Genomic DNA, 12909 nt, shown 5'->3' with positions numbered 1-12909 from the left:
CTTAAAATGAGTACTCGGGACCGCACAAAATCGCGACCGGCCCATTAGTTAAAGAAGGCCCCATTCGCGAAAGCTTGCTTCGCGGGATTTTCCGATGATGATATGATCATGCACTGTGATTGATAGCGCCTTGGCGGCATTGTCGATTTGGCGGGTCATGGTGATATCGCTCTCGGAAGGGGTCGGATCACCAGAGGGGTGGTTGTGCACGAGGATGATCGAGGCTGCGTTGAGTTCCAAGGCGCGCTTGATGACCTCGCGCGGGTAAACAGGAACGTGATCCACTGTTCCTTTGGCTTGCTCTTCGTCGGCGATCAGCACGTTTTTAGTGTCGAGGAACAAAATGCGAAATTGTTCTGTGTCGCGGTGTGCCATGACGGTGTGGCAGTAGTCGATGACCGCGTCCCAGCTAGAGATCACGCAGCGCTGCATCACCTTGGCGCGGGCCATGCGGTGCGATGTTGCCTCGATCAGTTTGGGTTCCGAGATGACCCGCGGACCGCATCCTTTTATTTTTGACAGCACTATGGGGGCCGCAGAAAGGACGCGGTTGAGGTCGGCGAAGTGTGCCATGAGTGTGAGCGCAAGGGGCTTCACGTCGATGCGTGGGATTGCGCGGAACAGGATCAGTTCCAGTAGTTCGTAGTCAGGCAGTGACGCTGGTCCGAGGTCGGTGAAGCGGTCGCGCAAGCGTTGCCTGTGGCTTACAGAATCGACTGATTCGATAACGGTTAGGTCATCATCATCGAAAAAAGAGAGTGATTCTGCAAAGTGGTTCATGAGAACACCTTGCAGAACATTTAGTGAACTAAGCGTTAATACCTACGAGAGATATCAGCCTTTCATCGAATCCCAGAACGTTTTTACCGACTTAAAGAAAGTTGACCCCTTTGGATTGTTCTCGGCTTGGATCGCGTCGAATTCCTTGAGGATTTCTTTTTGTCGTGCTGTCAGGTTCACGGGTGTTTCCACCGCGAGTTCGATGAACATATCGCCAGCTGCGCCGCCGCGCAGCGCGGGCATCCCTTTGGACCGCAGGCGCATTTGTCGGCCCGATTGAGATCCTTCGGGGATTTTCACGCGGGACCGGCCACCGTCGATTGTGGGCACTTCTATCTCGCCGCCCAAGGCCGCAGCGGAGATGCTGACGGGGACTTGGCAGTAAAGGTTGAGGTTATCACGTTCGAACAGCTTGTGGTCTGCCACATCGATGAAGATGTAGAGGTCGCCGGTTGGGCCGCCACGTGTGCCTGCTTCGCCCTCGCCAGCGAGCCGGATGCGTGTGCCGGTTTCAACGCCCGCGGGGATGTTGACAGAGAGGGATTTTTCCTTCTCGACGCGACCCTGGCCGTGGCATTTTTTGCAGGGGTCCTTGATGGTTTGGCCCATGCCGTTACAGGTTGGGCAGGTGCGTTCGACGGTAAAGAACCCTTGCTGTGCGCGCACTTTACCCATGCCTGCGCAGGTAGGGCAGTTGATCGGTTGAGAGCCGTCTTCTGCACCTGTGCCGTCGCACGATCCACATGCGACCGCTGCGGGGACGGTGACGGTTTTCTGTAGGCCTGAGTAGGCGTCTTCGAGGTTAATGCGAAGATTATAGCGCAGGTCGTTGCCGCGTTGGGCACGCTGACGCCCACCGCCACCGCCGCCGAAGTTGCCGAACAGGTCGTCGAAGACGTCGGAGAACGCTGACGAGAAGTCGCCGTGACCGCCGCCGCGTGGACGTCCGCCGCCACCGCCCATGCCACCTTCAAAGGCGGCGTGACCATAGCGGTCGTACGCTGCCTTTTTCTCAGCGTCTTTCAGGATTTCGTGAGCCTCGTTCGCTTCTTTAAACTGTTCTTCGGCCTTTGGATTGTCAGAGTTGCGGTCTGGATGCAGCTCTTTTGCTTTCTGGCGGTAAGCTTTCTTGATCTCAGCCGCGTCGGCACCTTTATTGATACCGAGAATTTCGTAGTAGTCGCGTTTTGACATTATTACTTTTCCCCTTTGGGAATGGAAAAAGACCGGCCCGGTTCAGGGGCCGGTCAATTTTACCTTAGGCGATTTGGCTTAGTTGCCGCGCTTTTCATCGTCGCTGAGGTCCTCAAAGTCCGCATCAAGGATATCATCCTCGTCTGCGCCTTTCGGCTCTGCGTTGCCGCCATCTTCAGCGTCTTGCGACGCTTTGTAGATCGCTTCACCCAGCTTCATCGCAGCTTCAGACACGTTCTGGATGCCGGATTTGATCTTGCCGGCATTGTCAGCTTCAAGGTCATCCTTGAGCGCTGCGATAGCCAGTTCGATTGCTTCGATGGTTGTCGGGTCGACTTTTTCAGCATGCTCTTCCATCGACTTTTCGGTCGAGTGGATCAGGCTTTCAGCTTGGTTCTTCGCTTCGATCAGCTCGCGGCGCTCTTTATCGGCATCCGCGTTCTCTTCTGCGTCGCGCACCATTGCTTCGATGTCCTCATCAGAGAGGCCGCCGGACGCTTGGATTGTGATCTGCTGCTCTTTGCCAGTGCCTTTATCTTTTGCGCCTACAGACACGATGCCGTTGGCGTCGATGTCAAAGGTCACTTCGATTTGCGGCATGCCGCGCGGCGCTGGTGGGATGCCTTCCATGTTGAACTGGCCGAGGATTTTGTTGTCGGCGGCCATTTCGCGTTCGCCTTGGAACACACGGATTGTCACAGCGTTTTGATTATCTTCTGCAGTTGAGAACACCTGAGATTTCTTGGTTGGGATCGTTGTGTTGCGATCGATCAAGCGTGTGAACACGCCACCAAGAGTTTCAATCCCGAGGGACAGTGGTGTGACGTCGAGAAGAACAACGTCTTTCACGTCGCCTTGCAGAACGCCCGCTTGAATAGCCGCACCCATTGCAACAACTTCATCTGGGTTCACACCCTGATGCGGTTCTTTGCCGAAGAATTTTGCGACTTCTTCTTTGACGCGTGGCATGCGGGTCATACCGCCAACCAGAACGACTTCGTCAATGTCGCCAGTGGACAGGCCAGCATCTTTCAACGCGGCTTGGCAAGGCTTCAGGGACGCTTTGATCAGGTCAGCAACAAGGCTTTCCAGCTTTGCGCGTGTTAGTTTCATCACCATGTGCAACGGCTGGCCGTTGGAGCCCATGGAGATAAATGGTTGGTTGATTTCAGTCGAGGAGGCAGACGAAAGTTCGATTTTCGCTTTTTCCGCAGCTTCTTTCAGACGCTGCAACGCCATCTTGTCTTTGGTCAGATCAACTTGGTTTTCTTTTTTGAACTCGTCCGCGAGGTAGTTCACGATACGCATGTCAAAGTCTTCACCGCCGAGGAACGTGTCGCCGTTGGTGGATTTTACTTCGAACAGGCCATCGTCAATTTCCAAGATGGTCACGTCGAATGTACCGCCGCCGAGGTCATAGACCGCGATGGTTTGGGTGTCTTTTTTGTCGAGGCCGTAAGCCAGCGCAGCTGCTGTTGGCTCGTTGATGATGCGCAGCACTTCGAGGCCAGCGATTTTGCCGGCGTCTTTTGTTGCCTGACGCTGGGCGTCGTTGAAGTATGCAGGCACGGTGATAACCGCCTGTGTTACTTCTTCGCCGAGGTAGGATTCTGCAGTTTCTTTCATCTTGCCGAGGATCACGGCAGAGATTTGCGACGGCGAGTATTTTTCGCCACGGGATTCGACCCATGCGTCGCCATTGCCACCGTCAACGATGTTGAACGGCATGTTTTTCTTTTCCTTCGCGAGGAATTTATCGTCAAAACGACGGCCGATCAGGCGCTTTACTGCGAAGATTGTATTTTCCGGGTTTGTGACCGCTTGCCGTTTAGCAGGCTGGCCAACAAGACGCTCGTCTTCTGTGAAGGCAACGATGGACGGCGTTGTACGCGCGCCTTCGCTGTTCTCGATCACGCGTGGCTTAGAGCCGTCCATGATAGAGATACAAGAGTTAGTGGTCCCGAGGTCGATACCAATAATTTTAGACATATTTCAAATCCCTTACGCTAGGCGAGTTGAGCGGCGCGAACCCGTTTCGGCACCCGCGCCTGTTGCTAGTTGGAACGACAGGTTTTCGCCTGATCGTTCGATCGTTGCGTATATAGGGGTGCAGTTTCGGTGCTGCAAGCGGGGTAAGGGGGTCGTTTGAGCAAAAATGCGACTCTTTGTGACTTAAAAGCAAAAAACAGACGAAATCGGCCCATTCAACAGCGGAAAGACGAGATTAGTTGCCTGCGGACCAACTGATTGATGCACTTTTGCGCGTATAGAACTCACCCATCATGCCCACAAGCAAGAGCCCGATAGCGACATAAAAAGGATAGCTGGATGAACTGAAGTGCGGATTGTAATGCAAAAAGATATATCCGCGTGCTTGGTCGATTGTGTGAAAAAGCGGATTCCACTCGAACATGACCAGCATCGATGACGGAAGCGAATTAGCGACGAACATTTTGCCAGAGGCAATCATGCTAACCCGGCTATAGATGCTGACCCCAAGCTTCACGGCCTCTGGTGCCCAAGGTTTAAGCGCGAGGAACACCATGCCGATGCCGACGCCAGTCAGCCATGCGCCTAAAATCATAGCCATTGCGCCGATAGGTCTATCGATCACAACCGGCACAAAGACCACATGGTAGATAAACAGAACAAAGAATAACGAAAGCAGCTGCAGGTATAACGACGATACGGCCGCCGCGCAGATCGATATAAATGTATTCATCGGCGCGTGCTGCATCATTGCAGATGCCGGTCCTTCAGAGGCGACAACCGCAGCGACGGTTTTTGTGTGGCACATGAACAGGAAGATGCCTGACATGATATACAGCAAGAAGTCGCCCCGAATGGCATTACCCTTCATTCCCAATAGCTGGAACATAGCGAAAAACGTGATCACTAGCACGACCGTTTGCATCATGTTCATTAGCAATCCGACGATCGCATTGCGGTGCGATTTACGCACGTCGCGCACAATAGAGTGATAAATCAGCTCTAGCATTCCGAAAACGGTGCGAGTCGTGGTCTTTCGCGATTGCGGTTGGAACATGTGTTACCTGCGTAATTGTCGGGGTATCCCCCACTCACGAATTTCTTGCCGTTCGTGTTGCCTGCTATCATAAAGAGACAGACCTGTTTTTTCAATCATTAGAACAGGGTGCATAACAAAACGTGAAGGATGTCGGTAATGGATTTTGAGAAGTTGACCCAAGTGATGCGCCGTTTGGCGTTGGAAGCTGGCGACAAAATCATGGAGATCTATGCTGATCCTGATTTTGAGGTCCGCTCGAAATCTGACGAAAGCCCCGTGACCGAGGCCGATGAAGCGGCTGATGCGATTATTAGCGCAGGTCTGCGCGCCGCGTTTCCTGATGTAGCTTTGGTCACAGAAGAGCAGGCGGATAGTCACGGTCAGAAAGTGAGCACGTTTTTGATTGTTGATCCGTTGGATGGCACCAAAGAATTCATTAAGCGTCGCGGCGATTTCACTGTGAATATTGCCTATGTTGTTGATGGTGTTCCCGTGCGTGGCATCGTTTATGCCCCTGCCAAGGACCGTCTGTTTTATACCGATGCGGCGGGTATATCTGTTGAGGAAAGCGGTGATTTTGCCAAGGATGCTGTTGGTCCTTTGGTGCAGATGAACGTGTCGACACCTGACAATGATGCGCTGTTGGTCGTCGCGTCAAAATCGCACCGCGATCAGGCGACGGATGATTACATCAACAAGTACAGTGTAAAGGACAGCAAGAGCGCCGGATCGTCGTTGAAGTTCTGTTTGGTTGCTACGGGCGAGGCGGATATTTACCCGCGTGTTGGCCGCACGATGGAGTGGGACACCGCGGCGGGTCATGCGGTTTTGACCGGTGCTGGTGGTGCTGTGGTGCGGTTTGATGATCATACAACTTTGCAATACGGCAAGGCCGATTTCGCCAATCCGTTCTTTATAGCCTATGCGCCAGGCGTTGAGTTGAAGTTGCCATAATGTCAGTTCTGATTGTCATTCCTGCGCGATTTGCGTCGACCCGTTATCCGGGGAAACCTTTGGTGGAATTGCGTGGCGCAGGCGGCGAGGCAAAAAGCCTGATTCGTCGTAGCTGGGACGCGGCCATGTCCGTAAAAGGTGTGGACCGCGTTGTTGTTGCCACCGATGACGACCGGATTCGAGACCATGCCGAACGCTTTGGCGCCGAGGTCGTGATGACGTCCGAGGATTGTCAGAATGGCACCGAGCGGTGCGCCGAGGCGTTTGATAATTTGGGTGGCGGGTTTGATGTTGTGGTCAATCTGCAAGGCGATGCGCCGCTGACGCCCGCGTGGTTCGTCGAGGATTTGGTTGCTGGTCTATTAGCCAACCCTGTTGCCGAAGTGGCGACACCTGTTCTACGCACCGAAGGCGCCGCATTGAACGGATTTTTGGAGGATCGTCGTGCGGGCCGTGTCGGCGGCACAACTGCTGTGTTTGGCGCGAATTATAACGCGTTGTATTTCAGCAAAGAGGTTATTCCGTACACGGGAAAAACCTATGGCGATCAAGATGATACGCCTGTGTTCCACCATGTCGGCGTTTACGCGTATCGCCCTGCGGCGCTGGCCGCTTATCCGCGCTGGACGATGGGCCCATTAGAGCAGCTGGAGGGCCTTGAGCAGTTGCGGTTTTTGGAACGTGGTGCGCATGTTTTATGTGTCGAGGTCGACGCCAAAGGCCGCCAATTTTGGGAATTGAATAACCCCGAAGACGTGCCGCGCATCGAGGCGATGATGGCGCAAATGGGCGTCGCGTGACGCCTGTAAGTGTTGTCATTGTCAGCCATGGCCGCCCTGAATTATTGCGGCTGTGTCTGACGGCCGTTGCGCAGCTAGAGTATCCGAATTTCGAGATGATTGTTGTTGCGGATGCCGCTGGCATTGATGCGGTGCGTTCGCATCCAATGGTCAAGCTAATACCGTTTGATACGCCCAATATCGCGGCGGCACGCAATGCGGGCATTGCTGTGGCTGCGGGTGACGTGATCGCGTTTATTGATGATGATGCGGTGCCCGAGCCCACGTGGTTGACCCATCTGGTCGCGCCGTTTCGCGATGATCTAATTGCTGCGGCGGGCGGCTATGTGATTGGCCGCAATGGCATCAGCTTTCAGTGGAAAGGCCGCGTTGTTGATTTCAATGCACAGACCGAGGAATTGCCGCTGACAGGTGATCAGCCGCAGGCTTTTGATGGAACGCGCGCGCGTGCGATCAAAACCGAAGGCACCAACATGGCGGTTCGGCGTGACGTATTGATGGCGCTTGGCGGATTTGATTCTGCGTTTCAATTTTATCTGGACGAGACCGATTTGAATATGAGGTTGGCGCAGGTGGGGCATAAAACGGCAATCGTGCCTTTGGCGCTGGTGCATCATGGCTATGCCGAAAGCACGCGGCGCACATCGGATCGTGTTCCGCGCGATTTGCATCAGATTGGTGCGAGCTTGGCAGTGTTTCTGCGCAAGCATGGTGGTGATTTAGAGCGGGGCAAATTTGAACGCGAGGCGCAGCGCGTGCGATTGCAACGTCATGTGGATGCGGGGCGATTGACTGCGGCAAAGTTGGCGCGGATTTTGGTGACGTTTGACGCGGGATGGGATGAGGGCTTGGCGCGCCCGTTTGGTGCTGACGCTGTGCTGGGACCGCCATCCGAGTTTCAAAAGTTTGCCGGATCAATGACAGCAGAGCGTGTTGTGATCGCGGGACGGTTCTGGCAGCGGCGTCGTAAGTTTGCGCAGGCGAGAGCGGCTGTTGCACAAGGGCGGCGCGTTACAGTTATTTTGCTGTCGCTGACCGCAAGGTTTCACCGCGTATCGTTTGTGCAGGATGGTTTTTGGCTGCAAACGGGCGGGCAATTCGGTAAATCTGATCGGCGTGACCCCGCTTGGCGATTTTGGCGCGCTAGACGCCGCGTAGCGCGTGAGATAGATCGTGTTTCAAGTATCAGATGACCCGCATTTATTGGCTATGGTTGCAATACAACTATAGTCTAACGAATTGAGACATCTTCTATTTGTTACGCGCTAACTGCATGTTAGGGCTCGTTTGAGTTGTATTACCGGATTGTTATTATGAAAAGAAAAGTCACAAAAGCTATTTTCCCCGTTGCGGGCATGGGAACGCGGTTTTTACCAGCGACCAAGTCGGTGCCAAAGGAAATTATGACGTTGGTTGATCGCCCGTTGATTCAATATGCTATTGATGAAGCTCGTGCGGCCGGCATCAAGGAATTCATCTTTGTGACGTCGCGAGGCAAATCTGCGCTCGAGGATTATTTTGACGATGCACCTGATTTGGAAGCATCGCTGCGCAAGTCGGGCAAAACCGAGCTGTTGGAAATTCTGAAGTCGACAAGCATGGACAGTGGCGCGATTGCCTATATGCGTCAGCATCGTCCGCTTGGTTTGGGCCATGCTGTTTGGTGTGCGCGTCGTTTGGTTGGCAATGAGCCTTTTGCCGTGATCCTGCCTGACGATGTGATCGCCGCTGAAAAACCGTGCTTGCAGCAGATGATTGAGGCTTATGCCGAAACGGGTGGCAGCATGGTTGCGACGATGGAAGTCGCGCCAGAAAAGACGTCGGCGTATGGCGTTTTGGATATTTCGGGCCAGAATGGTCCTGTGGTGAATGTGCGCGGTATGGTTGAAAAGCCACCGCTAGGTGAAGCGCCGTCAAATCTTGCGGTGATTGGCCGTTATATTTTGTCACCAAAGATCATGCAAAACCTGAACCAGATCGACAAAGGTGCGGGTGGTGAATTGCAGTTGACTGATGCGATTGCAAAAGAGTTGACCGAAGGACGCGATGTTTTCGGGTATCGCTTTGAGGGCAAGCGCTTTGATTGCGGGTCTAAAGCAGGGTATTTGCAGGCAATGGTATCTTTTGCATTGGCTCGTGAGGATTTGCGTGACGAGTTTTCTGCTTATCTGAAAGAGATCGTCGGAAACGACTTACCGGCTGGATAGAACCAGATCGTGGTAGGTCATACTGCACCAACCGCGTATCTGCTGGATATTACCAGACTAATTAACCGTGCCGGGCTTCACGCAACGGGTGTGGACCGTGTCGAACGTGCCTATCTGTCACATTTCGCAGCGCTTGACGTGCCTTTTTACGCGATCGCCCGCACGGCGCTGGGTTATGTTCTGATAGATGGTAATGGTGCGCGCCGCGTGATTGAAGCAATTGCGACAGGCGACTGGGGTCGCGTTGATTTGGTCAGCCGTTTGAACCCGCGTTTGGATGCAGCGCGCAAGCGTGGTCAGTCATTCATCCGACGTGTGGCTGTTGCGAGGGCGCGCCGCAGTCAGTTGGCGCAGTTGATCAGGATGCATATTCCCGTTGGATTTACCTATCTGAATGTGGGTCACAGCAATCTGAATGATCGCATGATGGGCGGGTTAGATGGCGCCAGAAAAAGCCGTATTGATTCATGATACGATCCCGCTGGATCACCCTGATACGCAGCGTAAAGGTGCGGTGGCGGAATTTGAGCAAAAATTGTCGCTTGTCTCGCGGTGTGCCGATGTCGTGATTTGTACGTCTGCGCAGTGTCAGGCAGATGTCACCCGCCACATGATTGCAATGGGGCCGGTACCAAAGATCGTGATGGCGCATCTGGGTGTTGAAATCCCTGTATTAGACACTGATTTCACAATGCCCCAAGGCCCGTATTTTGTCACGGTTGGCACGATTGAGGCACGTAAAAATCATGCGCTATTGCTGGATATTTGGGATGACTGGGGCGCTGACGCGCCGCCATTGTTTATTTGCGGCAAACGCGGTTGGCGAAATGACGCGATTTTTACACGTTTGGATGCGGGTGTTAACGGTGTTGTTGAAGAAAATAACCTGACAGACGGTCAGATTGCGACACTCCTGTCGGGGGCGACCGCGATGTTGTTCCCATCCTGCGCGGAAGGTTTTGGTTTGCCGCCCGCCGAAGCCCTTGCACTCGAATGTCGTGTTGTTTGTGCCGATTTAGCAGTTTATGGAGAAGTTCTAGGCGAAAGTGCCGTTTACGTAAGCCTTTCGGATCGCTATCTATGGCAAAAGACGATTAAAAAACTGGCAGCTTCAGATCGCTCAGACTTTCAAAGGAAGTTTGTAGCGCCTACTTGGGCTGACCATTTCAAGATTGTTTTAACAATGGTTTGATACCAATTTAGAAACAATATGTATTTGACCATGTGAAAAGGGACCTCCTTGGGTGTTTGGCAGTCATACCGGCTAAGAGTTCAGCGCAAGCGCTGGCTGATACGTGCGTTTCGAAAACGCCACGAGCTTAAGGACGTTGCTAAACGCACCTCTGCGATCAAGCAGAGCGATATCTTGCTGTTTTCAACCTTCCGAAACGAAGGACCGCGGCTTCCTTATTTTTTAAAGTATTACCGTGATCTGGGCGTAAACCATTTTCTTATGGTCGATAACGACAGTGATGATGGTGGGGCCGAATTGCTGCGCGACCAACCTGATGTGTCGCTGTGGAAGGCCGAGAGCAGCTATAGACGCGCTCGTTTTGGCGTTGATTGGCTCAACCATTTGCAACGAAAGTATGCGCATGGGCACTGGACGCTCGTGGTCGATCCTGATGAATTGCTGGTTTATCCGTTCTGCGATACGCGACCGTTGCGCGCGCTGACCGACTGGCTGGATGCATCGTCAATCAAATCCTTTGGCGCGATGCTGGTCGATATGTATCCAAAAGGGCCGATTGATAATATTCCCTATAAACCCGGTGATGACCCGCTAGAGACGGCGCATTGGTTTGATAGTGGGAATTATGTGATTAACCGGAACCGGAATTTCGGAAATTTGTGGATTCAAGGAGGCCCTCGCGCGCGCACATTCTTTGCCGACGCGCCAGAGCGGGCGCCAGCGTTGAATAAAATCCCATTGGTCAAATGGGACCGGAATTACGCCTATGTCAGCTCAACGCATATGTTGCTGCCGCGCGGCCTAAACCTTGTTTATGACGAGTGGGGCGGCGAGAAAGCCTCGGGTGCGTTGCTCCATACCAAGTTCCTATCGACCTTTACCGACAAGGCCCGAGAAGAAATTGTGCGCGGTCAACACTATGCCAATAGCCATGAGTATAAGGCTTATGCGGCAGGATCAGAGCAAAACCCTGATCTTTGGTGCAAGTGGAGTGAAAAATATATCAACTGGCGGCAATTAGAGATTCTAGGCATCATGTCTAAGGGAAACTGGGCATGACCGTTGGTGTCGTTATTCTGGTTCATAACGCCTTTGATCGCGCTGAACAGGTGATCCGTCATTGGGTCAAGGGCGGCTGCCCTGTTGCGGTGCATGTTGATAAAAATGTCGAGAAAACCGTCCATGACGCCTTTGTTGGGAAGCTTGCAGATTTGAAGCAAGTCAAGTTTTCCAAGCGCCATTCGTGCGAGTGGGGGACATGGGGTATTGTCGCCGGGACGAAATCGGCGGCGACGCTTTTGCTGACCAGTTACCCCGATGTACGCCATGTTTACCTTGCATCCGGGTCGTGTATGCCTTTGCGGCCCGTGCGCGAGTTGGCCCAATATCTGGATAGCCGCCCGCGTACTGATTTCATCGAAAGTGCTACAACATCGGAGGTGCCTTGGACGGTAGGCGGATTGGACGCCGAGCGGTTTACCCTGCGGTTTCCGTTTTCTTGGAAAACCAACCGCCGCATGTTTGATGGCTATGTGAAATTGCAACGTGCATTGCGGTTTCGGCGTCGGGTCCCCGCTGGCTTGGAGCCGCATATGGGATCGCAGTGGTGGTGCCTGACCCGCCAAACCTTAACAGCAATCTTACAAGATCCAGAACGCGAAACCTATGATCGCTATTTCAAAAAAGTCTGGATCCCTGACGAGAGCTATTTCCAGACACTTGCGCGGCTGTATTCCGTCAATATTGAAAGCCGCTCGCTCACCCTCTCCAAATTTGATTTTCAGGGCAAACCGCATATTTTTTATGACGATCACTTGCAGCTTTTGCGCCGCTCTGACTGTTTTGTCGCGCGAAAAATCTGGCCGAATGCGACACGGCTATATGACACGTTTCTGGCCGAAGATGGCAATGCGATGAAGGGGGCCGAACCCAACCCCAGCAAGATTGATCGCATATTTTCAAAAGCGGTCGACCGGCGCACGAAGGGCCGTCCCGGCCTTTATATGCAAAGCCGTTACCCCAATCGCGACTGGGAAAATGGTGTAACCTCTGCGCCCTATTCGGTTTTTCAAGGGTTTAGCGAACTGTTCGATAATTTTGAACATTGGTTGGCAAAAGTTACAGGCACACGCGTACACGGTCATTTGTATGGCAAAGATCGCGTCGAGTTTGACGGCCGGCAAGAATCGTTTAGCGGCGCATTAATCGATAACCCGACCCTGCGCGATCATAACAGCCAGATGTTTTTGACTAATCTGATCTGGAACACACGGGGCGAGCGACAGTGTTTTCAATTCGGCCCCCGGGATTCGCAATCTATCAGCTGGATGTTGGCGACTGATCCGAATGCGAATGTCTCGGTGATTTCTGGCGCTTGGGCGATTAAGCTGTTTCAGTCGAACTGGAATTTCGCTGATATCCGCCATGAAGCAGCGCGCTTGCAGCACATTGAAAACGAACATTTGAACGTGCTGCGATCACCTTGGGCCAAAGCGCGCGTGCGGATCTGGACGATGTCGGAATTTGTGCAGGCGCCGATGGAACCGTTGCAGTTGATTGTGGATGGAATGACCGCTAAAACCATGCTCCGGTTGAACGAAGCACCGCGTATGGTTGACTTAAAGGGCTTTCCTCAATTCCTACAGAACCTTAAAAATCAGGGTATGCACCCTTATTTGATGGGGGATTTCCCAGTGGATCACGGTCAGGCCAGTCAGCCGCCCAAGCCACGCAAACCTTATTTGGTTCGGTAAA

Annotated in this window: 12 protein-coding genes; 8 read left to right on the top strand and 4 right to left on the bottom strand. The window is 53.1% G+C overall.

Annotated features, from left to right (window positions below):
- Positions 1-48: 48 nt before the first annotated feature.
- The 4 genes from radC to ACXLHR_RS14200 form a co-directional block, all read right to left on the bottom strand.
- Positions 49-780, bottom strand: coding sequence for a RadC family protein (gene radC, locus ACXLHR_RS14215; RefSeq protein ID WP_458792047.1), 732 nt, complete (start codon positions 778-780; stop codon positions 49-51).
- A gap of 54 nt (positions 781-834) precedes the next feature.
- Positions 835-1974 carry a molecular chaperone DnaJ gene (gene dnaJ, locus ACXLHR_RS14210; RefSeq protein WP_458792046.1) on the bottom strand — a complete coding sequence of 380 codons (1140 nt, stop codon included), beginning with the start codon at positions 1972-1974 and terminating at the stop codon, positions 835-837.
- 78 nt (positions 1975-2052) lie between these two features.
- Positions 2053-3963 (bottom strand): molecular chaperone DnaK, encoded by a 1911-nt coding sequence (gene dnaK / locus ACXLHR_RS14205; RefSeq protein ID WP_458792045.1) that lies wholly within the window; start codon positions 3961-3963, stop codon positions 2053-2055.
- A gap of 235 nt (positions 3964-4198) precedes the next feature.
- Positions 4199-5020, bottom strand: coding sequence for an ABC transporter permease (locus ACXLHR_RS14200; RefSeq protein ID WP_458792044.1), 822 nt, complete (start codon positions 5018-5020; stop codon positions 4199-4201).
- A gap of 138 nt (positions 5021-5158) precedes the next feature.
- On the opposite strand from ACXLHR_RS14200, the gene cysQ reads away from it, so the two are divergent.
- The 8 genes from cysQ to ACXLHR_RS14160 all read left to right on the top strand — a co-directional run bounded on the left by cysQ (position 5159) and on the right by ACXLHR_RS14160 (position 12908).
- Positions 5159-5956 (top strand): 3'(2'),5'-bisphosphate nucleotidase CysQ, encoded by a 798-nt coding sequence (gene cysQ, locus ACXLHR_RS14195; RefSeq protein WP_458792043.1) that lies wholly within the window; start codon positions 5159-5161, stop codon positions 5954-5956.
- Positions 5956-6756: a 3-deoxy-manno-octulosonate cytidylyltransferase gene (locus ACXLHR_RS14190; protein ID WP_458792042.1), complete on the top strand. Its 801-nt coding sequence runs from the start codon at positions 5956-5958 to the stop codon at positions 6754-6756. The genes cysQ and ACXLHR_RS14190 overlap by 1 nt, the downstream gene beginning before the upstream one ends.
- Positions 6753-7949: a glycosyltransferase family 2 protein gene (locus ACXLHR_RS14185; RefSeq protein WP_458792041.1), complete on the top strand. Its 1197-nt coding sequence runs from the start codon at positions 6753-6755 to the stop codon at positions 7947-7949. Before ACXLHR_RS14190 ends, ACXLHR_RS14185 begins: the two co-directional genes overlap by 4 nt.
- Positions 7950-8069: 120 nt before the next feature.
- Positions 8070-8963, top strand: a complete 894-nt coding sequence (gene galU, locus ACXLHR_RS14180; protein WP_458792040.1) for a UTP--glucose-1-phosphate uridylyltransferase GalU — start codon at positions 8070-8072, stop codon at positions 8961-8963.
- 9 nt (positions 8964-8972) lie between these two features.
- A complete protein-coding gene (locus tag ACXLHR_RS14175; RefSeq protein WP_458792039.1) occupies positions 8973-9434 on the top strand; it encodes a hypothetical protein in 462 nt (153 codons plus the stop codon).
- Positions 9403-10155: a glycosyltransferase gene (locus ACXLHR_RS14170; RefSeq protein ID WP_458792038.1), complete on the top strand. Its 753-nt coding sequence runs from the start codon at positions 9403-9405 to the stop codon at positions 10153-10155. The genes ACXLHR_RS14175 and ACXLHR_RS14170 overlap by 32 nt, the downstream gene beginning before the upstream one ends.
- Positions 10156-10203: 48 nt before the next feature.
- Entirely contained in the window at positions 10204-11214 is a 1011-nt protein-coding gene (locus ACXLHR_RS14165) for a glycosyltransferase family 2 protein (RefSeq protein WP_458792037.1), read from the top strand.
- Entirely contained in the window at positions 11211-12908 is a 1698-nt protein-coding gene (locus ACXLHR_RS14160; RefSeq protein WP_458792036.1) for a DUF5927 domain-containing protein, read from the top strand. The genes ACXLHR_RS14165 and ACXLHR_RS14160 overlap by 4 nt, the downstream gene beginning before the upstream one ends.
- Position 12909: the final 1 nt, after the last annotated feature.

The organism is Yoonia sp. MH D7 (assembly GCF_054439475.1).
This window is presented reverse-complemented; position numbering and strand designations above follow the sequence as displayed.

Bases quoted from the DNA above. Each gene is read 5' to 3' on its own strand.
- radC (WP_458792047.1), bottom strand. From the start codon at position 780: ATGAACCACTTTGCAGAATCACTCTCTTTTTTCGATGATGATGACCTA.
- dnaJ (WP_458792046.1), bottom strand. From the start codon at position 1,974: ATGTCAAAACGCGACTACTACGAAATTCTCGGTATCAATAAAGGTGCC.
- dnaK (WP_458792045.1), bottom strand. From the start codon at position 3,963: ATGTCTAAAATTATTGGTATCGACCTCGGGACCACTAACTCTTGTATC.
- ACXLHR_RS14200 (WP_458792044.1), bottom strand. From the start codon at position 5,020: ATGTTCCAACCGCAATCGCGAAAGACCACGACTCGCACCGTTTTCGGA.
- cysQ (WP_458792043.1), top strand. From the start codon at position 5,159: ATGGATTTTGAGAAGTTGACCCAAGTGATGCGCCGTTTGGCGTTGGAA.
- ACXLHR_RS14190 (WP_458792042.1), top strand. From the start codon at position 5,956: ATGTCAGTTCTGATTGTCATTCCTGCGCGATTTGCGTCGACCCGTTAT.
- galU (WP_458792040.1), top strand. From the start codon at position 8,070: ATGAAAAGAAAAGTCACAAAAGCTATTTTCCCCGTTGCGGGCATGGGA.
- ACXLHR_RS14170 (WP_458792038.1), top strand. From the start codon at position 9,403: ATGGCGCCAGAAAAAGCCGTATTGATTCATGATACGATCCCGCTGGAT.
- ACXLHR_RS14160 (WP_458792036.1), top strand. From the start codon at position 11,211: ATGACCGTTGGTGTCGTTATTCTGGTTCATAACGCCTTTGATCGCGCT.